The 24267-nt window shown below is 56.0% G+C and carries 20 protein-coding genes; 7 read left to right on the top strand and 13 right to left on the bottom strand.

The annotated features are described in order from the left end of the window. The first annotated feature begins 70 nt into the window (after positions 1 to 70). The 7 genes from rpsO (at position 71) to RHM65_RS01930 (ending at position 6830) form a co-directional block, all read left to right on the top strand. Positions 71 to 340 (top strand): 30S ribosomal protein S15, encoded by a 270-nt coding sequence (rpsO, locus tag RHM65_RS01960; protein WP_299832411.1) that lies wholly within the window; start codon positions 71 to 73, stop codon positions 338 to 340. A gap of 176 nt (positions 341 to 516) precedes the next feature. Beyond that, a complete protein-coding gene (gene pnp, locus RHM65_RS01955; protein ID WP_322167631.1) occupies positions 517 to 2622 on the top strand; it encodes a polyribonucleotide nucleotidyltransferase in 2106 nt (701 codons plus the stop codon). 184 nt (positions 2623 to 2806) lie between these two features. Then, complete coding sequence (locus RHM65_RS01950) at positions 2807 to 3589, top strand: hypothetical protein (protein WP_322167632.1); 783 nt, start codon at positions 2807 to 2809, stop codon at positions 3587 to 3589. Between the two features lie 26 nt (positions 3590 to 3615). Further along, positions 3616 to 4059, top strand: a complete 444-nt coding sequence (locus tag RHM65_RS01945) for a hypothetical protein (RefSeq protein WP_322167633.1) — start codon at positions 3616 to 3618, stop codon at positions 4057 to 4059. A gap of 141 nt (positions 4060 to 4200) precedes the next feature. Next, the gene (locus tag RHM65_RS01940; protein WP_322167634.1) at positions 4201 to 4866 is read left to right on the top strand and encodes a response regulator transcription factor; all 666 of its coding nucleotides are present in this window, start codon (positions 4201 to 4203) and stop codon (positions 4864 to 4866) included. After that, on the top strand, positions 4842 to 6224 hold the full coding sequence (locus RHM65_RS01935; protein WP_322167635.1) for a sensor histidine kinase: 1383 nt from the start codon (positions 4842 to 4844) through the stop codon (positions 6222 to 6224). The genes RHM65_RS01940 and RHM65_RS01935 overlap by 25 nt, the downstream gene beginning before the upstream one ends. 252 nt (positions 6225 to 6476) lie before the next feature. Next, entirely contained in the window at positions 6477 to 6830 is a 354-nt protein-coding gene (locus tag RHM65_RS01930) for a BON domain-containing protein (protein WP_322170722.1), read from the top strand. A gap of 158 nt (positions 6831 to 6988) precedes the next feature. Here RHM65_RS01930 and RHM65_RS01925 read toward each other — a convergent pair whose 3' ends face one another. The 13 genes from RHM65_RS01925 to RHM65_RS01865 form a co-directional block, all read right to left on the bottom strand. Continuing rightward, complete coding sequence (locus RHM65_RS01925) at positions 6989 to 7282, bottom strand: DUF2845 domain-containing protein (protein WP_322167636.1); 294 nt, start codon at positions 7280 to 7282, stop codon at positions 6989 to 6991. A 3-nt stretch (positions 7283 to 7285) separates the two neighbouring features. Beyond that, positions 7286 to 10234: a DUF748 domain-containing protein gene (locus tag RHM65_RS01920; RefSeq protein WP_322167637.1), complete on the bottom strand. Its 2949-nt coding sequence runs from the start codon at positions 10232 to 10234 to the stop codon at positions 7286 to 7288. Positions 10235 to 10340: 106 nt separating this feature from the next. Next, positions 10341 to 11357, bottom strand: coding sequence for a class I SAM-dependent rRNA methyltransferase (locus tag RHM65_RS01915; RefSeq protein ID WP_322167638.1), 1017 nt, complete (start codon positions 11355 to 11357; stop codon positions 10341 to 10343). A gap of 168 nt (positions 11358 to 11525) precedes the next feature. Beyond that, entirely contained in the window at positions 11526 to 12704 is a 1179-nt protein-coding gene (locus tag RHM65_RS01910) for an acetyl-CoA C-acetyltransferase (RefSeq protein ID WP_322167639.1), read from the bottom strand. Positions 12705 to 12845: 141 nt separating this feature from the next. After that, on the bottom strand, positions 12846 to 13721 hold the full coding sequence (locus tag RHM65_RS01905) for an oxygenase MpaB family protein (RefSeq protein ID WP_322167640.1): 876 nt from the start codon (positions 13719 to 13721) through the stop codon (positions 12846 to 12848). A 13-nt stretch (positions 13722 to 13734) separates the two neighbouring features. Continuing rightward, entirely contained in the window at positions 13735 to 15672 is a 1938-nt protein-coding gene (acs, locus tag RHM65_RS01900; RefSeq protein WP_322167641.1) for an acetate--CoA ligase, read from the bottom strand. A 152-nt stretch (positions 15673 to 15824) separates the two neighbouring features. After that, the gene (gene pgi, locus RHM65_RS01895) at positions 15825 to 17489 is read right to left on the bottom strand and encodes a glucose-6-phosphate isomerase (protein ID WP_322167642.1); all 1665 of its coding nucleotides are present in this window, start codon (positions 17487 to 17489) and stop codon (positions 15825 to 15827) included. A 223-nt stretch (positions 17490 to 17712) separates the two neighbouring features. Next, on the bottom strand, positions 17713 to 18093 hold the full coding sequence (gene panD / locus RHM65_RS01890; RefSeq protein WP_322167643.1) for an aspartate 1-decarboxylase: 381 nt from the start codon (positions 18091 to 18093) through the stop codon (positions 17713 to 17715). Between the two features lie 2 nt (positions 18094 to 18095). After that, positions 18096 to 18947: a pantoate--beta-alanine ligase gene (panC, locus tag RHM65_RS01885; RefSeq protein WP_322167644.1), complete on the bottom strand. Its 852-nt coding sequence runs from the start codon at positions 18945 to 18947 to the stop codon at positions 18096 to 18098. Next, the gene (gene panB, locus RHM65_RS01880) at positions 18944 to 19744 is read right to left on the bottom strand and encodes a 3-methyl-2-oxobutanoate hydroxymethyltransferase (RefSeq protein WP_322167645.1); all 801 of its coding nucleotides are present in this window, start codon (positions 19742 to 19744) and stop codon (positions 18944 to 18946) included. Before panB ends, panC begins: the two co-directional genes overlap by 4 nt. Before the next feature lie 469 nt (positions 19745 to 20213). Next, positions 20214 to 20687, bottom strand: a complete 474-nt coding sequence (gene folK, locus RHM65_RS01875; RefSeq protein WP_322167646.1) for a 2-amino-4-hydroxy-6-hydroxymethyldihydropteridine diphosphokinase — start codon at positions 20685 to 20687, stop codon at positions 20214 to 20216. Between the two features lie 2 nt (positions 20688 to 20689). Beyond that, positions 20690 to 22105 (bottom strand): polynucleotide adenylyltransferase PcnB, encoded by a 1416-nt coding sequence (locus RHM65_RS01870; protein ID WP_322167647.1) that lies wholly within the window; start codon positions 22103 to 22105, stop codon positions 20690 to 20692. Between the two features lie 717 nt (positions 22106 to 22822). After that, positions 22823 to 24265 (bottom strand): sigma-54 dependent transcriptional regulator, encoded by a 1443-nt coding sequence (locus tag RHM65_RS01865; protein ID WP_322167648.1) that lies wholly within the window; start codon positions 24263 to 24265, stop codon positions 22823 to 22825. Positions 24266 to 24267: the final 2 nt, after the last annotated feature.

Raw genomic sequence — 24267 nt, 5'->3', positions numbered from 1 at the left:
TACGGGGGTTTGCCCTCGGCCTATTGAAATCGTCTCTCTGGAGCGGTTTCCGTGATTAAGGATTGCCCACATGGCACTCAGCGTTGAAGAAAAAGCTCAAATCGTTGCCGACTACCAGCAAGCTGTTGGTGATACTGGTTCGCCAGAAGTGCAAGTTGCACTGCTGACCGCCAACATCAACAAATTGCAGGGTCACTTCAAGATCAACGGTAAAGATCACCACTCACGTCGTGGTCTGATCCGTATGGTAAACCAGCGTCGCAAGCTGCTGGATTACCTGAAAGGTAAAGAAGTTAGCCGTTACAGCGCCCTGATCGGTCGTCTGGGTCTGCGTCGCTAATAGCGATGTCGATAGAGGTTGGTTGTTTGTCACGACTTTTCGGGTTTGCTCGAACGGTCTGGCAGGCTTCCAGCCTCAAGTTTTATCTGGACGGTCGATAGGTCCGAACCCTTTCACTGCCCAAGAATTCGCAAGAAACCAGTTCCCCCAAGAGCCACCAAAGAAGGTAGGAAACCGTGAACCCGGTAATCAAGAAATTCCAGTTCGGTCAATCGACCGTCACCCTCGAGACTGGCCGTATCGCCCGTCAAGCTTCCGGCGCAGTATTGGTCACCGTTGACGACGACGTCAGCGTGTTAGTGACTGTGGTCGGTGCCAAGCAAGCTGACGCAGGTAAAGGCTTCTTCCCACTTTCCGTCCACTACCAGGAAAAGACCTACGCCGCGGGCAAGATCCCCGGTGGTTTTTTCAAGCGTGAAGGCCGTCCTTCCGAAAAAGAAACCCTGACTTCGCGTCTGATCGACCGTCCGATCCGTCCGCTGTTTCCAGAAGGTTTCATGAACGAAGTGCAGGTTGTCTGCACCGTTCTGTCCACCAGCAAAAAGACTGATCCAGACGTTGCCGCCATGATTGGTACATCGGCTGCATTGGCAATCTCCGGTATCCCGTTCGACGGCCCTATCGGTTGCGCGCGCGTTGCTTTCCACGAAAGCACCGGCTATCTGCTGAACCCGACTTACGAGCAACTCAAGGCTTCGAGCCTGGACATGGTTGTTGCCGGTACGTCGGAAGCGGTATTGATGGTTGAATCGGAAGCCAAAGAGCTGACCGAAGACCAGATGTTGGGCGCCGTTCTGTTCGCCCACGACGAATTCCAGGTGGTGATCAACGCCATCAAAGAACTGGCCGCTGAAACCGCCAAGCCTACGTGGGACTGGCAGCCGAAGCCTGAAGCTACCGAACTGTTGGCCGCGATCCGCAGTGAGTTCGGCGACGCGATCTCCCAGGCTTACACCATCACCGTCAAGCACGAGCGTTATGCTCGTCTGGGCGAGTTGCGCGACCAGATTGTTGCCAAGCTTTCCGGTGCAGAAGGCCAGCCTTCTGCTGGCGAAGTCAAAGCAGCCTTCGGCGAAATCGAATACCGCACCGTGCGCGAGAACATCGTAAACGGTAAGCCACGTATCGACGGCCGTGACACTCGCACCGTGCGTCCTTTGAACATCGAAGTCGGTGTTTTGCCGAAGACTCACGGTTCGGCGCTGTTCACCCGCGGCGAAACTCAGGCGCTGGTCGTAGCGACCCTGGGCACCGCTCGGGACGCACAGCTGCTCGACACCCTGGAAGGCGAACGCAAAGACCCGTTCATGCTGCACTACAACTTCCCTCCGTTCTCGGTAGGTGAATGTGGTCGCATGGGTGGTGCTGGTCGTCGCGAAATCGGTCACGGTCGTTTGGCTCGTCGCAGCGTACAGGCGATGTTGCCTGCTGCGGACGTGTTCCCTTACACCATCCGTATTGTGTCGGAAATCACCGAATCCAACGGCTCCAGCTCCATGGCGTCGGTGTGCGGTGCTTCCCTGGCATTGATGGACGCTGGCGTACCGATGAAAGCACCGGTGGCCGGTATTGCCATGGGTCTGGTTAAAGAAGGCGAGAAGTTCGCCATCCTGACCGACATCCTCGGTGACGAAGATCACTTGGGCGACATGGACTTCAAAGTAGCCGGTACCGCTAAAGGTGTCACCGCGCTGCAGATGGACATCAAGATCAAAGGCATCACCGAAGAAATCATGGAAATCGCTCTGGGCCAAGCCCTGGAAGCGCGCCTGAACATCCTTGGTCAGATGAACAAGATTCTTGCCGGTTCGCGTACCGAGTTGTCGGAAAACGCACCGACCATGATCGCGATGAAAATCGACACCGACAAAATCCGTGATGTTATCGGTAAAGGCGGTGCGACTATCCGTGCGATCTGTGAAGAAACCAAAGCTTCGATCGACATCGAAGACGATGGCACCATCAAGATTTTCGGCGAAACCAAAGAAGCGGCTGAAGCAGCACGTCAACGCGTTCTGGGCATCACTGCTGAAGCGGAAATCGGCAAAATCTACATCGGTAAGGTTGAGCGCATTGTCGACTTCGGTGCATTCGTCAACATCCTGCCTGGTAAAGACGGTCTGGTTCACATCTCCATGCTGAGCGATGCTCGCGTTGAGAAAGTGACCGACGTTCTGCAAGAAGGTCAGGAAGTCGAAGTACTGGTACTGGACGTCGATAACCGCGGCCGTATCAAGCTGTCGATCAAAGACGTAGCAGCAGCAAAAGCGTCCGGTGTGTAATTAGCCCTACGCTAAATATGGACTAAGGGCCGGTTGCTAAAGCCGGCCTCTGGTTCAGTTTAAGAAAACCGTTTCCTCTCTTGAGGAAGCGGTTTTTTTTTGGTCTCACGTTCCTATGGGTGGCCTAAGTTTCGTCGGTCAGACTTGCTGCATGACCTACTCGCATCGTCAGGAGCTAAAGCCAATGACCGCCCAGACAATACCTTCGATATCAAACTGGTTAAACAAGGTTCCCGAAGTCACCCTAGCTTTCTGGATCATAAAGATCATGTCGACCACTGTCGGTGAAACCGGCGCCGATTACCTGGCTGTCGATGCCGGATGGGGGCAGGGGCTGACAAGCTGGGTGATGGGCGCACTGTTAACCATCGCCCTGGTTCTGCAACTGCGCACACGCCGTCATACGCCCTGGACTTACTGGCTAACGGTGGTGTTGGTCAGTGTGGTGGGCACGCAGATCACCGACCTGCTTACCGATGGCCTGGGCGTGAGTTTGTATGTCAGCACCGGGGTGTTTGCCGTGACATTGGCGGTGATATTTGCGGTCTGGTATCAAGTCGAACGAACCCTGTCCATCCACGAGATATCCACGCTCCGTAGAGAGTTATTTTACTGGGCGACCATCCTTTGCACCTTCGCATTGGGCACCGCAGCGGGTGATCTGGCGACTGAAGCGCTGGGCCTCGGGTTCACGTTAGGAGCGATGATTTTCGGTGCTTTGATTGCGCTCAGCTACATCGCCTGGCGCCTTGGCGGCAACGCTGTCTTGACCTTCTGGATCGGCTACATCCTGACTCGACCTTTTGGCGCATCCCTGGGCGATCTGCTGACCCAAGCCAAAACCTATGGCGGTTTCGGCATGGGCGCTATGTGGACCAGCGCCCTCTTCTTGACCGTGATTGTAATCCTGGTGGCGGTGGCGCAAATCACCGTTGGCAGCCGTACCTCTGCACAGATCACGAAATAACCCACTTAATAATCCAAGGAAAAATCATGCATCGTTTTCATTCGCTAATACGTTCAGCCTCGATTGCTTCAGCCATTGCGCTGCTAACGCTTGCCGCCGGGTGCTCGAAACCCGACGACAAAACCAAGTTAAGCGCCGTACCTGCGGCGCCATCGACCCAGACGTCATTAGCCGGCCAAACTAAGTCATCTTCCAAACTGGGTGATTTGTCAGCTTTTCGCAGTATCGCCGCCGATGTCGCGGCCATCGTAGACAAGGGCGATTTGCCTGCTGCCAAATCGCGCATCAAGGATTTGGAGCTCGCTTGGGACTCTGCAGAAGCGGGCCTGAAGCCTCGCGCCGCGGACGACTGGCATATGATCGACAAGGCCATTGATCGATCTATCGAGGCACTGCGCACCGGCATCCCCAACCAAGCCGATTGCAAAGCAGCCATGACAGATTTGTTGAAAAAATTCGATGGCCTGTAAATACCGTATTGACGAGCTGATTGATCGGACTTACCTCTAGGGGCTCTCACGATAGGGTTTAGCTTCTAAAGGGATCGTAGTTGCTGCGCAGTAAGGCGCAGGGATCTATTATCAGGCTCGTTTGTAAAGAGAACTGCGGACATGCGGGTATTGCTGGTCGAAGATGACGTCATGATTGGAGAAACCATTCAGGCTGCCCTAAGGGATTCGTCCTACGCGGCGGACTGGGTAAAAAATGGTCACGCCGCACTGACGACACTCGGCAGCGAACACTACGATTTGGTGCTGCTCGACCTCGGGCTACCCGGCAAGGATGGGTTGGAAGTATTGCGTAGCATCCGCGCTAGCGACAATCCGGTGCCGTTGCTGATTATCACCGCACGGGACGGCCTTGATGATCGGTTGCGCGGTCTGGACGGCGGCGCTGATGATTATGTGCTCAAACCATTCGAGATGGCCGAGTTGCTTGCGCGCATGCGTGCGGTGCTTAGGCGCAAAGGCGGGAGCGCGATTCCATTACTCAGCAACGGTATGCTGTCACTTGACCCTGCTACACGCGAGTCCGTGGTCAACAATGGTACCCCGGTGCAGCTTTCCAATCGTGAATTCGCCTTGCTGCACGCGCTATTAGTGCGGCCGGGTGCGATTCTTTCTCGCAGCGATCTCGAAGACCGCATCTACGGTTGGGGAGAAGAAGTTGAAAGCAATGCGGTAGAGTTTCTGATCCACGCCCTGCGTCGCAAACTGGGGAGCGACGCGATCAAAAACGTCAGGGGGGTAGGATGGATGGTTTCAAAAAACGCATGAGCGAGTCGATTCAGCTCAGGCTTTCTTTTTCATTGGCGTTGGCGATTCTTGTCGTGGCCATTGCAGCCGGCATTTTTTCATTTATGTCCGCGTTCGACGAAGCCAACGAGCTGCAGGATGATGTGTTACGGCAGGTTGCGTCGATCTACGACCGTCAGCACCTTCCAATAATAGGTTTCAGTAAAGACAGTCAGGCCCAAGACGATGATGCTGAGTTCCGCGTTATCGTTCAGTACCTCGCGGATGGCGATGGCAAGGCTCTGGGAAACGACGAGTATGCACCATTACCCCTGCCCACTACGTTGTCGGATGGTTTGCATACCCTTGATGTGGGTGGCGAACCGTTCCGGGTACTCGTTAAAACAATGGCCAGTAAGCGGCGAATTGCCTTGGCGCAGGAAGCAAGTGTTCGCGATGAAATCGCACGCGACAGCGCGTTGCGTTCCGTCATACCACTGCTGATTCTGGTGCCGATCCTGCTCTTGGTAGTCGCCGACCTTGTGCGTAAGATTTTTCTTCCGATTACTGCCTTGTCCGTTGAGATCGATCAGCGCGCAGAGCAGGAGTTACATCCGGTGAAGGAAAGTCATCTACCGGCAGAGATTCGTCCCTTTGTCGTCGCAATTAATCGCCTGCTTAACCGCGTTGAGCAATCAATGGACACTCAGCGGCGCTTTGTCGCGGATGCGGCGCATGAGCTGCGGTCGCCACTGACGGCCCTTTCGTTGCAGGCTGAGCGCTTGGCTGAGGCTGACATGTCCTCGCAGGCGCAAGCCCGATTGGTATTGTTGCGACGAGGCATTGAGCGTAGCCGGAACCTTCTCGATCAGCTCCTGACCTTAGCCAAAGCTCAAACCGCGCTGGACCTGCCAAGGTCAGCGGTTTCTGTACTAGGTGTATATCGGCATGTTTTGGAAGACCTGCTTCCTTTGGCTGAGGCCAAGCATATTGATATTGGCGTGGAGGGAGATCTAGACGTGTGGGTTTTGGTTCACGAATTCGATCTGATCACCGTGATCAAAAATTTGGTCGATAACGCCATCCGCTATACGCCCAACGAGGGACGAGTCGACCTATCAGTTGCCGTTGAGGGGCAGCGCGCGCGATTGCAAATCAAGGATTCGGGCCCAGGGATTTCAGTTAACGAAAGGCTTAGGGTGTTCGACCCGTTTTATCGCACGCTTGGAAGCGACCAAGTGGGATCAGGTTTAGGTCTTTCTATCGTCAGCGCCATCGCGCAGCGGATAGGTGCTGACGTAGAGCTCGGCTTCTCTGATGTGGCCCGGGAAACGGGGTTGTGCATTTCGCTGCTACTGTCAGCGGCAGCGCCATTAGCTGCAACGGAAACTGGGCGCTAATTTTTGAGTGTTTTTAGGACGTTATGGTTTCAGCCAATATTTCAGCTAACGAAAACATGCATCCTGCACGCAAGCGACACAGTGAACGTGCAATTTGCACGAATCCAGCGTTAACATTGTTGTACAACTACATGTTTTTCAAAGGTTTTTTTTATATTGAAAAATGGCACAGCGCTTGCGATACCACCTGTAACCCTGCGGCCAACGAAACGGGCGCAGATTCTGAGAAAAACAGGAGTGACTCGTATGAATATGAATAAGTTCGCTATTGCCGCCGCTGCTGCCACTGCCCTTACATTCACCATGGCTAACTCGGCTTTCGCTCAAACTACAACTACCCAGGCTCCAATGGTGGTTGCTGCTAGCACGATGACTACGGCAGAAGGCGCAACTTCCGACACTTGGATCACCACCAAGGTCAAATCCGATCTGGTCACTGAAAAAGGCATTCCAGGCACTGACATTAAGGTAGAAACCAACAAAGGCGTGGTTTCCCTGTCGTCAACTGTAGCAATCACTCAGTCCCAGAAAGACATGGCTGTTGCCATCACCAAGAAAATCAAAGGTGTTAAAGCTGTGTCCGCTGCAGGCCTTAAGGCTCAGTAACACGCTCGCTACTACCATCGGTAACGTCAGTTGATAGCGAAGGAAGGTATCAGCTGATGCATTGAAGGTTTATGCCAAGCCTTAGAGATAGGGTTGTTACAGGCCCCGACGTTCGCGCCGGGGCCTGTTCTATTTAAGACGGAATAAAGAGACGCGAGTCAATTGCCGCGCTTGCTGTTGATTCCAATCAGGCGTCCGCCTTCAAAACGAAGGTACTGATACATGCCGTTGGTGGGGCCGTAGATCCACTCATCAATCTGCACTTCTTCGCGCCGGTTGGGGCTGTGTAAATAGCCGATCAGGTTACGAGCGGCGGGTTCGCCGCATTTCTGTTGCACTTCAAATTCGTGATCCCCGGAGCTTATCAACTGGCTCCCACAGCGCAGGCTGTCTGCCTGCGCTTGATGGGTCAATCCGGCCACTATCAGAAACAAAAAACGACTTACTCGCATGGTTTATTCGCTATCCAAATGCAGTTGACTGACTACCCGACCATCCGCTTCAGCTTTACCCAAACTCGCATCCACAAAGAAAATCCGCTCGTCCGTCAGCTTCGCCTTGTCGACCAGGTAATCCTTGATGCTGCTGGCGCGCGCTTGACCCAACTGCCGCAGTAGCACCGTATTGGAGCTCCAGGATTTGATCACCGCATCATGCATTTTCGCGGCGCGGTCTTCTTTGCCCTGCTCGGCCCACTCGGCCGGCGGTTGCTGTTTCAAGTGGTCCCGGTAGATCGCTTCCAGCATCGGCGGTTTTTCGTTTTCCGGCACGGGCAGCAATGACGCCTGCGCAGGAACTTTATCTCCACGTCGCTGAAGAATCTTGTAATAGGTGCTTTGGTACTCGCGCTGAAGACGCTGCTCGGCAATCAATGGACCGTCGCTGCTTTCTGCGCTGGTGCCCTCGATCTCTAAACGCAGCGTCGGGCGCTCTTTCAAGGCCCCTGCAAGCTTGTTTAGCGCGGATTGCGCGTCGGGGCTCAGGTCGGTGGCACCCGGCGCGAACGCCACAGTGCCGAGGTCTTGAGAGTCGCCGCCGCTGATTAACCCACCAATGAATTTGAAGGGCGCCTGAGCGGCGCGCAAAACCAGATTTCGCAAGGTTTGCCAAACAATCGGCATCACGCTGAATTGCGGGCTGTTCAGGTCACCGGAAATCGGAAGCTCAATGGAAATCTTGCCGTCGGTGTCCTTGAGCAGGGCGATGGCCAAACGAATGGGTAGATCGACTGCATTCGGGCTGTCGACTTTTTCACCCAGTTGCAGTTCTTCGACCACCACTTTGTTTTCGGCTTTGAGCTGGCCTTTGGTGATCATGTAATGCAGGTCGAGATTAAGTCTGCCCTTGCGGATGCGGAAACCTGCGAACTTCCCTGAGTACGGCGTCAGGGTGGTCAGTTCTACGCGCTTGAAACTGGTGGCAATGTCTAGGCTTGCCAATGGATCGAAGGGATTCAGACTGCCCTTGATTGTGACGGGTGCGTAGCGGTCAACCTTGCCGTTAATATCGACGGTTGCAGGTTTTGGCTGACGATTATCCAGGGTGCCAATCTTACCGTTGAGCTGCTGAATCGCTGTGGCGAAGTTGGGTGTGAGACTGAGGTCGGCGAAGTTGGCTGAACCGTCATTGATACTCACTTCACCGATGCGAATACCCATCGGGTTGGGACCTTTAGCAGCAACGGTTGCCGAGGCTTTTGCGGCGGGTTTGTTGCTGTCAGCAGGCTGTTTGATCAGCAGGTCATCTATGTTGGTGGTGTGGTCATCGTTGATGATGAACCGCGCGTAAGGTTGCACCAGATTCACTTTGGCTATCGTCAGGTGATCACCGAGTTCGAAGTCCACACCTTCAAGACCCAGCTGCTGCCATTTGAGAAAGTCGCGCTGCTTGATGGTGTCGAGTGTGTGCAGTTGGTCGATTTGCGCTTTGCCGGTGATCCCGAGGGCCAGGGGTTCTGTGCTTTTCAGGTTGACTGCCAAATCACTGCCAAGCATTCCGCTGCGCAATTCCAGGCGGATATATGGAGTGATATAGGACTGCGCCAGGCGCAGGTCGATGTCTTTGGTGCTGACTTGCAGTTTGGCACTGACCGGGCTCAGATTGACGCCGCCAGCCGCTGTAATGTGGCCCTGTTTGCCCAACCCAGTGTCGAGTTTAAGCGTAAAAGGTGACTTGTTAAGGCTGTCGAAGTTCTGCAGATCCAGATTTAGCGGACCTACTTCCAATGCCACTGGTTCCTTTGGAACTCGGTCCGCCAGATGGATGTGGTAGTCGCGCAGTTGCACATCACGTAACAGCACCTGCCACGGTTTGCTCGGCGCAATAGGTTGTGCCGCTACTTCTGGAGCATTGCCTGCAGCCGCTGCTGGCGCCTTTAAAGCTGCGGGGGCCGGTGTTTTTGGCTGGCTGGCGAACAGCTTCTGCCAGTCGAGCTGGCCATCGGCTTCGCGAGCGGCCCAGGTTTCCAGTTTATTGCTGCGGATCTTGCCAACCGTGACTAACTGTTTAGCCAAGTCGATAGAGGTTTCGCTGACATCGAGGCGGTCAAGGCGCACCAGCGGCCGACCGTCAGGCGTGTCTATGGCAAGAGGCGCAACACTCAACGCGGTGTTGCTTAACAACAATTCCGTTCCTTTGGCCAAGCTCAGCGTGTAATCGGTGCTGAAGTTGAGAACGCCATCCTTTAGTTCCAGCGGCAGGGCGTCGCGTACATACGGCCACCAGACTTTCATCTTGCCGTCAGTGACTTTGAGTTTGCCTTCAGAGGTAATCGGAACCAGGCTGATACGTCCAACCCAATCAATCTGGCCGCCTTCGGGGCCTGCCGCGACTAAGGTCATGTCGGCATCGTCTTCGGGCAGGGTGCTGAGGTTCTTCAATTCAAAGTTGAGCGCGTCGTACAAAAATTCAATCGGTTCGCTGGGGCGCAGGTCCTGGAAGTGAACATAGCCCCCGGCCAGTTTTATTTGATCGATGCGCATCGGGAACGGCTTGCTGGACGGTTGGTCTTTGGCGGGCTCAGTTGGCGGCAGCTTGAACAACTGTGCCAGATTCAGCGTTCCATCTTTGCCGAACCGCAGCTCAGTCTTGGGTTTATCCAGCTCAATGGCCTCCAAATGCAGGGCGCGAGTCCATAAACTGTCGATTTGCAGGTTGGCGTACAGGCGCTCGAAGCCAATTTGTTCCAGACCCGGCGTACCAATGTTCAGGCCCCAGAGGGTAACTTCCAGGCTGAAGGGGTTAAGTTCCAGCCGATCAAGCTTTGCCGGAACCGTTGAGTAATTGGCCAGTTGTTGGTTGACGATACGCAGTGCGATGCCGGGCAAAATCAGAAAGCCCAGTACGCTGTAAAGTGCGATGACGGTCAGCAAGGCGCCAATGGCGCGAATCAATCCTTTGGACATGTGAGGCGTCGTCTCTCTATCGGAGGTCCTTTGAGTATGGCACGCGAAACTGGTTCCGAAGAAACGGCCTCGTCTGTTGTAGGAAACGTCCCAAGCTGCGTTTTATTTAAAACTGCAAAATTAGTGTTTTGAGGGGTGGCTGCTGGTCCATGGACGGAAAGTCACTGCCCGGGGTCATCACCTGCCACTCGCGTACCGGGCGCCCGACTTTAGTGGCACAGCGTAGAACCTGTTCGCGCCAATCCTCCATGCTGACTTTCGCAAGGTTGTTGCAGCAAATCAGAATCCCGTTAGGGGCGGTGGTGAGCACGGCAGGCTTGAGCAGACTTTGGTAGTCGCGGAGCAAGTCCACGGTGCCAAACGCACTTTTCGCCCAGGCGGGCGGATCGAGAAACACCAGGTCGTATTGCCGCTGCTCAAGACGCGGATAGTCCGGCAGCTTGTTTCCACGACGCGGGGCGATGGGTAGCCCTGCCAGTTGACGAATGGCCGGAAAATAGTCGGATTGCACGAACTTCATCGGTTTAAGTTCGGGGTTCAGCAGGCCGTTTTCCCGGCCGACTGCCAGGTTACCCTCTGCAAAATCCAGATTGCTGACTTCTCGTGCACCTCCCGCAGCGGCACTCAGGCCGACGCCACAGGTGTAGGAAAACAGGTTGAGTACGGTTTTTCCGGCACTGTGCTGTTTGATCCAGCCCCGGGTGTTACGCAAGTCGAGAAACAACAGCGGATCTTGACCGGCGTGTCGCCCGCGCACGCGGTAGTTCAATCCCCACTCATGGCCAATCAAATCACCAAGCGCCGCTTGGTCTGCCGTGTAGACAGCGTCGTTGCGGTCGATGCGTGAGTTACCGTGTGAGCGGTCGTTGTAGACCAATTGCGTATCGATTCCCAGGCGTGCATTGACGGCGGCATGCAGCGCTAACAACTCGTCGTGTTCGAGCGCGTTGTGGAAACTTTGCACCAGCAATTGCGGGCCATAACGGTCGATGGTCAGGCCGCTGGCGCCTTCTTGGCTGCCGTGAAACAGGCGATAACAATCCGTGCCTTGCTCATGCAGCTCGGCGAGCAATGACTGACGGTTATCGAGGGCGACGCTGAGCGCCTGATTCAAGGAAGACATGCACCGCGCCTTGGTTGGAAATGGGCGCGGCAGTTTAACAGTTAAGCAACAGAGCGGTGCATCAGGTCATGCCTGCGCATTCGTAAGCGCCAACTTGTTTGCGAGGCGGCATGCCGGATACACCGCGCGGCGACCTTCGCCAACAAGTTGGTTCCTACAGGTGATCTGTCAGCGAGACAACGCCAATGCCACGCCTTGGCCGCCGCCGATGCACAGGGTTGCCAAGCCTTTTTTGGCGTCGCGTTTGATCATCTCGTGGAGCAAGGTCACCAGCACCCGGCAGCCTGACGCGCCAATAGGGTGGCCCAACGCGATGGCGCCGCCGTTGACGTTGACTTTATTCATGTCCCAGCCCAACTCTTTGGCCACCGACAGTGATTGAGCGGCGAAGGCTTCGTTGGCTTCGATGAGGTCCAGTTGGTCAATCGACCAGCCGGCTTTTGCGAGGCAGCGGCGGGTGGCGCTCACAGGGCCGATGCCCATGATTGCTGGGTCGACGCCCGCGTTGGCGTATGCCGCGATGCGTGCGAGTACCGGCAGCCCAAGTTTTTCAGCCTTGGCGGCGCTCATCAAAATCACCGCAGCGGCGCCGTCATTCAGCGACGAAGCATTGCCCGCGGTCACGGTGCCGTCTTTTTTGAACGCAGGCTTGAGTTTGCCCAAGGATTCGGCCGTGGTGCCAGCGCGTGGCTGCTCGTCTGTGGCAAACGACACCGGGTCGCCTTTGCGCTGAGGAATCAGAATCGGGGTGATTTCATCGACAAAACGCCCGGCTTCGATGGCCGCTACGGCTTTCTGCTGCGAAGCAGCCGAGAACGCGTCTTGTGCTTCGCGAGTGATGCTGTACTTGTCGGCCAGGTTTTCGGCGGTGATACCCATGTGGTAGTCATTGAATGCATCCCACAGACCATCGCTGATCATGGTGTCGATCAAGGTGCTGTTGCCCATGCGCAGACCGGTACGTGCGCCGGGCATTACATAGTTAGACAAGCTCATGTTTTCCTGGCCGCCAGCGATGATGACGTCGGCGTCGCCACAGCGAATGGCCTGGGTTGCCAAATGCAACGCTTTCAAGCCCGAGCCGCAGACCTTGTTCAGCGTCATGGCGGGAACGGCGAAGGGAAGGCCTGCCTTGATTGCTGATTGACGGGCAGGGTTCTGTCCTGCACCAGCGGTCAATACGTGGCCCATGATCACTTCATCGACTTCAGCCGGATCAAGGCCGGTTTGTGCCAGCAGTTGACGAATGACGGCAGCGCCTAGATCGACTGCGGAAATATTTGCCAGAGCCCCCTGAAATGCACCGACTGCGGTACGGGTAGCGGCAACAATTACGACGTCTTGCATGGCAGGTCCTCACAATTAATAAATGTGCGTCGGGCCAGGTATGTTCGGCCCGATTCGCTGCGGCAGTAGCAGTAGCGGTGACAACGGCGGCATATGGTGTCACACATCGCCGGGTGGGTTCCAACGACGGCTTCTCTTCGCCTATTTGTAAGCCAGGCCCATTCGGCGATGGGCGCGATGAACCGAACCGTTACGCATTGCCCAGCGCAACACTGGTGAACTGCGTTTAACGCCGGCGCGAATCATCGAGCGCTGCAGCGGATGTTGGCTCAAGCCAAACAAACTGCAGGCCCAGAGCGGTAACAACTCAATGCCGGCTTGCATCATCAATGCGCCAAACGGCTTGGCCAGTCTACTCGGTGCGGGCGCGGCTAATAACCGGCTTAACACCTCCAGGCTGCGCTCATCGCATAACAACTGGGGGCGCATTCGTTCCAGGTAATCAGCAACCGCTTGGGACGAGCGTGGTACGTCGCGCGCTCCGAGCCGTTCGGCAATGATTGCAACTTCGGCGTAGTAACGGTCCTGATCGACGACGGAAAGATCCGGATTGCAGTAGCGCAGATGAGCACCCAGGAAGCTGCTGACTTCGGCGACATGCACCCATGTCAGCAGGTCCGGGTCACTGGCCGCATACGGCCGGCCATCCGGGGCGGTGCCGGTCACTTGCAGGTGAATAGTGCGCACCTTCTCGATCAGCCAGTTGGCGTCCTGAGTCGAGCCGAACGTGGTACCGGCAATAAATTGCCCGGTCCGACGCAGGCGGCCCATCATGTCGTGGCGAAAAGTCGAGTGATCCCAGACCCCGGCCAGGGCCAGTGGGTGCAGCGCTTGCAGCAATAACGCGCTGATGCCACCGATCAGCATGCTGCTGAAGTCGGCATGCACTTGCCAGCAAATGGCCTGGGGGCCAAATAAGCCCGGATCACCTTTTGGGTTTTCCAGGTCCAGTTGGCCAAGGGACAATCCGGTCAGGCTCATGACTTGTGTTTCGATACGGCTACGTATGAATTCCATGGGTTCGGCAGGCTCAACGGTTCAGGCGTTTATCAATCAGGCCTTCAACCACGCTCGGGTCGGCCAACGTCGAAGTATCGCCCAAACTGTCCAGTTCGTTACAGGCGATCTTGCGCAAGATGCGACGCATGATTTTACCCGAACGGGTTTTCGGCAGTGCCGGTGCCCATTGGATCAATTCGGGTTTGGCAAAGCTGCCGATTTCTTTGGTGACATGCGCCAGCAGTTGTTTCTTCAACGCGTCATCAGCCTCAACCCCATCCATGGGCGTGACGAACGCGTAAATGCCCATGCCTTTCACGTCGTGGGGATAGCCGACTACTGCTGCCTCGGCGATGCTGTCGTGCAACAACAGAGCGCTTTCAACTTCCGCCGTGCCAATGCGGTGTCCCGACACGTTGATTACATCGTCCACACGTCCGGTGATCCAGTAATCACCGTCTTCATCGCGGCGTGCGCCGTCGCCGGTGAAGTAGTAACCGGGGTAGGGTTTGAAATAGGTTTCAACCATGCGCTGGCGGTCGCCATAAATACTTCGAATCTGCCCCGGCCAACTGGCCTTGATGGCTAAAAGACCGCTGCCAGCGCCACTGATTTCCTTGCCTTGTTCATCCAGTAGCACCGGTTGTACGCCAAACATCGGGCGTGTGGCGCAGCCGGGTTTAACGTGTTGAGCGCTGATCAAGGGGGTGAGCATGATGCCGCCGGTTTCGGTCTGCCACCACGTATCGATGATGGGGCAGCGCTCTTTGCCGACTTTATGGAAATACCATTCCCAAGCTTCCGGGTTAATGGGTTCACCGACACTGCCAAGCAGGCGCAGGCTGTCACGCGATGTCGTTTGCAACGCTGCTGGGCCCTCACGCATCAGGGCGCGCAGGGCGGTGGGCGCGGTGTAGAAAATATTGACGTGATGCTTATCGATGACCTGCCAGAAGCGCGAGGCGTCTGGAAAGTTAGGCACACCTTCGAAAATGAGCGTGGTCGCGCCGTTCGCCAGCGGGCCGTAAACACTGTAGCTGTGGCCGGTGACCCAACCGACGTCGGCGGTGCACCAGAAGACTTCACCGTCGCGGTAGTCAAATACATGCTGGAACGTCATCGCCGCTTGCAACAAATAGCCGCCAGTGGTGTGCAATACGCCTTTGGGTTTGCCGGTACTGCCGGAGGTGTAGAGGATGAACAGTGGATCTTCAGCGTCCATCGGCTCAGGTGGGCAGTCGTTGCTGATGCCGCTAACGGCTTCGTGATACCAGATGTCACGGCCGGTCACCCAGTCAATTTCCCCCTGAGTGCGCTCGACCACCAGCACGGTATGCACGTCTGGACAGCTTTGCAGCGCAGCATCGACGTTCTCTTTAAGCGCAATGTATTTGCCGCCGCGCACGCCTTCATCCGCGGTGATCACCACACGGCAATCAGCATCCAGGATGCGATCACGCAGCGCATCCGGTGAAAAACCACCAAACACTACCGAATGCACGGCGCCGATGCGCGCGCAGGCCAGCATCGCATAGGCAGCCTCGGGGATCATGGGCATGTAAATACACACCCGATCACCCTTTTTCACGCCACGGCCTTTAAGCACATTGGCCAGACGCCCGACGTTGTTGTGCAATTTTTTGTAGGTGATTTCAGCGGATTCGGAAGGGTTATCGCCTTCCCAGATGATCGCAATCTGCTCGCTTTGGTCTTTAAGATGGCGGTCGATGCAGTTATAGCTGACGTTCAGTTCGCCGCCCTTGAACCAACTGGCTTCTCCGGTTTTTATGTCCGCCTGATGCACCTGTTGCCAGGGTTTTGACCAGTCAAGAAAGCGCTTGGCCTGTTCCGCCCAGAACGCATCCGGATGATCGACCGATTGTTGATACAGCGTCTGATAGTCGTCTTCGCTGAGCTGCGCGGCAGTGCGCACGGCATCGGCGACAGGGAATTTGCTGATATCGAACATGGGCACATCCTAATTCTTATTAGCCTTACATTTCCTCAGGGTGCGCTTTGGTGTGAGTGGGTTCAAGGGGCACGGCACACCCTTAGCGATGCACCAAGCAGCAAAAACCCGCCGCTCTGACGAGGGGCGGGTTGTGTGATGAATGCGAAAGATCAGCCGCGGTGACGACCACGGAAATAATTGATCAGGCCTTGGGTCGATGCATCGTCAGCGGGCTCCTCGATGGCACCGGTCAGGCGGTTGTAGACGCCTTTACCCAGTTCCTTGCCCAACTCAACGCCCCATTGGTCAAAGGCGTTGATGCCCCAAATGACGCTCTGTACGAACACCTTGTGTTCGTACATCGCCACCAAGGCGCCCAGACGACGGGGGCTGATGCGTTCAACCACCAGCGTGTTGCTTGGACGGTTGCCCGGAATCACTTTGTGCGGCGCAAGTTTCTGCACGTCTTCTTCGGACATGCCTTTTTCGCGCAGCTCGGCTTCAGCTTCGGCGTGGGTTTTGCCCATCATCAATGCCTGGCTTTGCGACAGGCAGTTGGCGTACAGCCACTGGTGGTGATCGGCAACCGGGTTAAAGCTGACAATCGGCACGATGAAGTCAGCCGGAATCATCTGGGTGCCTTGGTGCAGCAACTGGTGGTAAGCGTGCTGACCGTTGCAGCCGACGCCGCCCCAGATAACCGGGCCCGTGTCGGTGGACACCGGGGTACCGTCCTGGCGCACGCTTTTGCCGTTTGATTCCATGTCCAGCTGTTGCAGATGCTTGGTGATATTACGCAGGTAGTGGTCGTACGGCAGGATCGCGTGGCTTTTTGCGCCCCAGAAGTTACCGTACCAAACGCCCAGCAGACCCAGCAGCACCGGCATGTTCTGTTCAAACGGCGCGCTTTGGAAATGCTGGTCCATGGACGAGGCGCCAGACAGCAGCTCCTTAAAGTTGGACATACCGATGGCCAATGCAATCGGCAAGCCGATGGCTGACCAGAGCGAGTAACGACCGCCGACCCAATCCCACATCGGAAAGATGTTTTCTTCTCGAATACCGAAGGCGACGGCGGCAGCGTTGTTGCTGGAAACCGCGATGAAGTGGCGATATAGCTCAGCCTCTGAGCCACCTTGCGCCAAGTACCAGGCTCGAGCGGCTTGGGCGTTTTTCAGGGTTTCCAGAGTATTGAACGATTTGGATGACACGATGAAAAGCGTGGTCTCGGCGCGAAGCTTCATCGTCAGTTCATGGAACTCACTGCCGTCGATGTTGGCTAAATAATGGCAGCGCACGCCTTTTTGCGCGTAGGACAACAGCGCTTCGGACACCAACTCAGGGCCGAGGAACGATCCACCGATACCGATGTTCACTACGTCAGTGATCGGTTTCTCGGAGTAGCCGCGCCACAAACCGTCGTGGATTCGGCCCACCAGATCGGTGATCTGATTAAGGACTTTGTGGACTTCGGGCATCACATTGACGCCATTCACCGACAACTTGTCGCCAACAGGGCGGCGCAGTGCGGTGTGTAAGGCTGGACGACCTTCGGAGGCGTTAACGATTTCGCCGTCGAACAGCGCTTTGATCGCGCCCTTGAGATCGACTTCGTTGGCCAAGTTCACCAGCAAATCGCGGGTTTCAGGCGTGATCAGGTTTTTCGAGTAATCGAGGAACAGCCCACAGCTACTAAGGGTGAATTCATTGAAACGCTGGGGGTCTGTGCTGAACGCTTCGCGCATGCTGAAATCCTGCATGGCTTTGCGGTGTTGGGTCAGCGCCTGCCAGGCGGGTCGGGTGGTCACGTCGAGAGGAGTGCGGTAGTACGCCATCGCTGCGGGTTTCCTTGTACTTGAACTGCCTTTTGGCCACTAAAAAAGCCCGGACGGTGTATGAATAATCGAAGCATGATCATTAATCGCATCCAGGCAGCCGAACACTAATCCCAGTCTGCTCGCTTGTCTGCGCCTTGCCTGACCTTTGCTCGGTACTATTTCGCACATCTGTTGCCGGGCTTTCCAGTGAGTCGTTATCTGTGCTGATGCGAAAAAAATATTAGGCTACCTGTACGGGTATGGCATTACTGGTGTGGCTAAGTTCATTCCCGGGGGCCATGTACAGCATGCGCGGCTTGAACGTGAGTAACTCGGCTTCGCTGTAATGAGCATAGGCCGCAATGATGACCCGATCCCCCACGTTCGCTTTATGTGCTGCGGCGCCGTTGACTGAAATCATCCGCGAGCCTTCTTCACCCCGAATAGCATAGGTGGTGAAGCGCTCGCCATTGTCGATGTTGTAGATCTGGATTTGTTCGTACTCACGAATCCCGGCAAGGTCGAGCCATTCGCCGTCTATGGCGCAAGAGCCTTCGTAGTCGAGAACTGCATGCGTAACCTCGGCACGGTGTAGCTTGGCCTTGAGCATGATTGCGTGCATGTTTATTCCTTGGTCAGGTGCAAATTGTCGATCAGTCGGGTGGAGCCTTGGTACGCGGCGGCCATGATCACTAAATCCTGATCGTCGGCAGCGGCGGGGCGCAAGGTCGTCGCTTCGCGAACGTCCAGATAGTCAGTGCGGAAATGGGCGGCCTCAAGGAGTGCCCGTCCTTCTGCGAGCAAGCGTTCAAGATCCTTTTCGCCGTTCTGAATGCGGTCGGCGATTAGCTTGATGGCGCTGTACAACGCGGGTGCTGCCGCCCGCTGCTCCTCACTGAGGTAGATATTGCGTGAAGACAGCGCCAGGCCATCGGCGGCGCGTACCGTGGGTTCGCCAATGATCTGGATGGGCATGTTCAGGTCGCGAACCAGCGCTTTGATGACCGCCAGTTGCTGAAAATCTTTTTGGCCGAACACTGCCAGATCAGGCTGAACCATATTGAACAGCTTGCTGACGACAGTGGCCACGCCTTCGAAATGACCGGGACGGCTGCCGCCGCACAAGCCTTCAGACAGGTGCGGGACGCTAACTCGGGTTTGGTTGTCCATGCCATGGGGATACATTTCATCCACCGAGGGCGTGAACAGCAGATGGCAGCCGGCTTGCAACAGGGTTTCCTGATCGGCAGGCAAGGTTCTGGGGTAAGTCGCCAAGTCTTCGTTCGGGCCAAATTGCAGCGGGTTGACGAAAATGCTCGCCACCACGAAGTCGGTGCGTTGAGCGGCCTTTAGGACCAGTGCGGCGTGACCACTGTGCAAGTTGCCCATGGTCGGGACCAGGCCGACACGTTTGCCCTCGCTGCGTGCCCGAGCGACCGCAGCGCGTAGCTCGCGGACGGTTTTTACTGTGTTCATGCGGAAAATCCGTGTTCTATTGCCGGGAAACTCACATCTTTAACTGCGGCGACATATGCCTGTAGCGCCGACTGGATATCTGGCTGGCCCGACATGAAGTTCTTCACGAACTTGGGCACGCGGCCAGTGATGGCCAACCCGAGCATGTCGTGCAGGACCAGCACTTGGCCGTCGGTCGCACTACCAGCACCAATGCCAATCACCGGTACTTTGACCGCTTGGGTGATTTCCTGTGCCAATTCGCTGGGCACACACTCGAGCAGGATCATCGCCACACCTGCTTGCTCCAGAGCGATGGCATCAGCGCGCATTTGCCGGGCTTGGGCTTCTTGTCGGCCCTGCACTTTATAGCCACCGAGAATATTTACTGATTGGGGGGTCAGGCCCATGTGAGCGCATACCGGAATGCCGCGCTCGGCCAAGAGCTTGATCGATTCGGCCAGCCAGGCCGCACCCTCGACTTTGACCATGTGTGCGCCGGCTTGCATCAATTGCGCGCTGTTGGCAAAGGTCTGTTCGAGCGTGGCGTAGGCCATGAACGGCAGGTCGGCGAGGATCAGCGCGCCTTGGTTGCCGCGTTTGACGCAGGCAACGTGGTAGGCCATTTCGGCATTGGTCACGGGCAGCGTACTGTCATGACCTTGCAAAACCATGCCCAGCGAGTCGCCGACCAGCAATATTTCGACACCGGCCTGGCTGACAGCGTGAGCAAAGGTCGCGTCATAGCAGGTCAGCATGGTGATTTTTTCACCTTTCTGCTTGAGGCTTTGCAAGGTCGTCAGGGTTATGTCTGGCATGAAAAAAATCCTCGTTCAGGCGCTGTGAAACTACTGCGAGCAACGCATGAGATCATCTGGAAAAACAGGCACACCGTCGTATGCGGAGTTTTGCAAAGGCCTGATTCGCGCCCTTTTGCCAAGTGATCGGCAGCGGGACGCCTATCTTCGTGATGAGGGGGCGTGAAGTCAATTACGGGTGTTACCGTTTGTGGGATCTGTTACCGCTGGCGGGTTTCAGGCGGTAACTATCTTTGATCGTTCAAACCTTTGTGGGGGATGCCACCCCGTCTTCGACGCCGCGCTGTTGCTCACCCAACGGGGTGGCACTTTTGTGTGGTTTGAGGTTGCGGAGTGTCAAAACTGAAGCCTTCCCGAATGAATTCGGTCCCACGGATTTTGGCGATGCATAGATTTCTGCAGACACAAGCTGCCGGAGGCTGCGATCAGGTCCGAAGGACCTTCGCCAACAAGTTGGCTCCGAGGGGGATTATAGGCGTTCGAGACCCACGAAAGGGCAGTCGGCTAGCAGTTGATCAAGAGAGCGGCCATCGGCCAATTGCAGGTGGGGGGCGAGTTCTGCCAAGGGGTACAGGACGAAAGCGCGAGCGTGCAGGTGGTAGTGAGGGACTTTCAGCCGAGGCTCGTCAATGAGCCGGTCACCAAAGAGAATGATGTCCAGGTCTAGCGTTCTTGGGCCCCAACGCTCATGGCGCTCTCGGCCTTGATCCAATTCGATAGCCTGCAATGCATCAAGTAATGCCAGCGGTTCAAGCGCTGTATTTAGCGCGGCGACGGCGTTGGTAAAGCGGGGCTGGCCGGGCAGCAGCGAATCGCTGGCATAGAACGACGACACGCCGGCCCATTCGCAAGACGGTAATTGCGCCAATGCCTTGATGGCATGGCGCAATTGTTCTGCCGGGTCAGACAAATTGCTGCCCAAGCCGACATAGACGCGTTCCACGATCAGTCGCCCGAGGTGATCGGTGCGTCGCAAGCATTGCGTTTACGCTTGCTGCCGCTGCTGCGACGGCGTTTGCGCGGGGCAGCGCCGGTCGCATCGGGCTTGTTGCCCAAGTCGCGAATCATGTTGCGGCGCTCGCTTTCGTTGCCTTCCTGGTAGTCGGTCCACCAATCGCCAAGGCCTTCGGTTTCCTCGCCTGCTATTTCGCGCAGCAGCAGGAAGTCGTAGCCAGCACGGAAACGTGGGTTATCGAGCAGCAGGTCGGCGCGTTTTCCGGTACGGCGTGGAAGACGTTCCTGCATGTCCCAGATTTCACGGATCGGCATGGTGAAGCGTTTTGGAATGGCGATCCGCTGGCATTGCTCGACGATCAGTTCGTGTGCAGCTTCTTGCATGGCTGGAATCGGCGGCATGCCGCGTTCCTGCAAGCGAATGACTTTAGCGGGCAGCGCGGGCCAGAGCATGGCGGCAAACAGGAAGGCGGGCGTGACTGGTTTGTTCTGCGAAATACGCAGGTCGGTATTGGCCAGCGCTTCACTGATCAGCGTGTGGGTGTAGGTCGGGTTCATCTCCAGCGACCTGGCGCTGGCGGGGAACAACGGCTCGAACAGTTCAAGATCGACCAGCATCTCAAACGTCGATTCGGCATAGCCGGACAAAAATAGTTTCAGCACTTCTTCAAACAAGCGTGCGGAAGGAATATCGCGCAGCATGGGCGCCAATTGCCGAATCGGCGTAGCACTGTGTTTTTCGATACCGAAATCCAGCTTCGCAGCGAAACGCACCGCACGCAGCATCCGCACCGGGTCTTCTTTATAGCGCTGCTCGGGATCACCGATCAGGCGGATCAGACGATTACGGATGTCGTGTACGCCGTTGGCGTAATCGAGAACGCGCTCGGTGACCGGGTCGTAATAAAGCGCATTGATCGTGAAGTCGCGACGTTGGGCATCCTCTTCAAGGGTGCCGTAGACGTTGTCGCGTAGGATGCGTCCGCTTTCGTTGCGTGAAGACTGATTGCTGTCTTCTTCCTCATCATCTTGGGGATGATTGGCGCGAAAGGTCGCGACCTCAATGATTTCTCGGCCGAAATGAACATGGACCAGTTTGAAACGCCGACCGATCACTCGGGCATTGCGGAACTCGGCACGCACTTGTTCCGGCGTTGCGCTGGTGGCGACGTCGAAATCCTTAGGCGTGATATGCAACATCAGGTCGCGCACGCAGCCGCCCACCAGATAAGCCTGGTACCCGGCGGTCTGCAAACGCTCGACAATGTTTACGGCATAACGACTGAACTGCCCGCGCTGCAGCGAATGTTGGCTGCTGGTGAGCACTTCAGGCGTGGTGCGTATGTGTTGCGTTTGTTGCGGCCGACGCAATGGAGAGCGGAATGACTGGAACAGCTTTTTCAGCATGGGATGCACTGTTTGAAGGAATATTCGGCCAAAAACGAGAATGACCGCATGATGGGCGGGGATTCTAGCATTTAGTCAGGGGATGGTGTAGGAAGCTGAGCAAGCGGCTGCCGGAGTGGTTAGCAAACGGCAAGGGAGAAATGACAGAAGCTACTGGGGGAGCCGAAGCTCCCCCAAAGTGTTTGCGCTTTATTTTTATTATTGAGTCGGGCTTTTTGTTTTTATTGAGTGCCCAATCCACAGGGTTTCACCTGCGAAACCTCCCAGTCGGGAGTCAAGAGCAAACGGATTGCTTTGGTCGCTGCGTTGCAATGATCGTTCGATCCAACCAGTTCAGGCGCTACCTCAGGGTAGTTTTTATAATTCTCAGCCTGGTCGTGGGGCAAGCCCCAAATACAACTCCTCTCCAAAAGAATCAGTTAGCTGCGCCTCCGCCGTGTTGTTTTTATTATGCGTGAGTCGATTCGTCTTATTTTTATTATGGTGTCTTTCGATGCTTTTTATTGTTCTTGTACTAGAGATATAGCAGGACCTGTGCCAACTTTTAGAAATCCTTTAAAACCGGGGCTTAGAGCGGGATAGAGGTTTTTAGTGGGTCTAAAAAAGCCGGGCTTTCGTTACCTTAAGACCCGGCGTTTGTTACGTGTTAGGGAGGGGGTAACAGTTGTTTCGCACGCTGGAGCAACGCGGGCCAGAGCCTCGCGCGCTTTTTAGGTCTCAGCTTTCGCTGGCAATGCTAGTTTTGCGCCGTGGGATACCCAGGCGCTGGCGACGTTCCCAGAGACATTTACGGCTGACCCCAAGTTTGCGGGCCAATTCGGTTTCGGTCATGTGGTCCTGATGCTCAAGGACAAAGTGCTGGAAGTAATCTTCCAGCGACAAATCTTCGGTAGGCTCATGGCTAGTTGAACTGGTCGAACTCTGCTGCGGACCCAGGCCGATGAAATCCTCATCATCCAGATCGCTCAACTCGATATCGATACCCAGCAGCTCGGCGGAAATTTCAGGGCTCTCGCACAGGATCACCGAGCGCTCGACTGCGTTTTCCAACTCGCGAACATTACCCGGCCAGGTGTAATGACGAATCGCCTGTTCGGCATCGGGTGCGAATTTCAGGTCTGTGCGGCCAACCTTCGCGCTTTGCCGGGCCAGGAACGACTGGGCAATTTCCAAGATGTCGGCGCCACGTTCACGCAGCGCAGGCAGTTTCAGCGCAATCACGTGTAAGCGGTAATATAAGTCCTCACGAAACTGGCCCACTTTGGCCAAGCTCTTGAGGTCACGGTGAGTCGCGGCGATTAGACGCACATCGACTTTTTGCGATTGCACCGAACCGACACGGCGGATTTCGCCCTCTTGAAGCACGCGCAGCAAGCGCGCTTGGGCTTCGAGCGGTAGCTCGCCAATCTCATCGAGGAACAAGGTGCCGCCATCTGCGGCTTCAACCAAGCCGGCACGGCCAGCGCTGGCCCCGGTGAACGCCCCTTTCTCGTGGCCGAACAGCTCGGATTCGATGAGGGATTCCGGGATCGCGGCGCAGTTGACCGAAATCATCGGTGCTTTGGCGCGTTTGGACAGGTTGTGCAGTGCGCGGGCGACCAACTCTTTGCCGGTGCCCGACTCACCCTGGATCAAAACGTTGGAATCGGTGGGCGCTACTTTGCGGATCTTGACGTACAAGTCTTGCATCGGTGGACATGAACCGATGATGCCGATTTCGCCATTGCTGTTGTCGACCACGCCCTTGTCGGACACGCTGGCCGGTTTGGCCCCGGCCGCGGTGCGTTCAGCCTGCAGGCTTTGGATCGATTGCCGGTCACGCAAAATACGCGCGACGGCCTGGAGCATTTCGTCGTGGTCAAAGGGCTTGGCGATGTAGTCCACCGCACCCATTTTCATTGAGTCCACGGCAGAGCGCAGGCTGGCATAGCTGGTCATGATCAAGACCGGTTTGCCCTGGCCGAGCTTGATCAGTTCAGTGCCCGGCGCGCCAGGTAGGCGCAGGTCGCTGACGATCAAATCAAACGAGGAGACGGTGAAACGTTCCTGTGCTTCCTGCACTGAACCGGCTTCACTGACCTGGTACTGATTTCGTTCCAGCAGGCGTCGCAGGGCCGAGCGGATAATTGTTTCGTCTTCGACGATCAGAATGTGAGGCATGT

The sequence above is a fragment of the Pseudomonas sp. CCI4.2 genome (genome assembly GCF_034350045.1).
Classification (GTDB): Bacteria; Pseudomonadota; Gammaproteobacteria; order Pseudomonadales; family Pseudomonadaceae; genus Aquipseudomonas.
The sequence above is the reverse complement of the archived record's forward strand: the minus strand, read 5'-3'. Positions and strand labels throughout refer to the sequence as shown.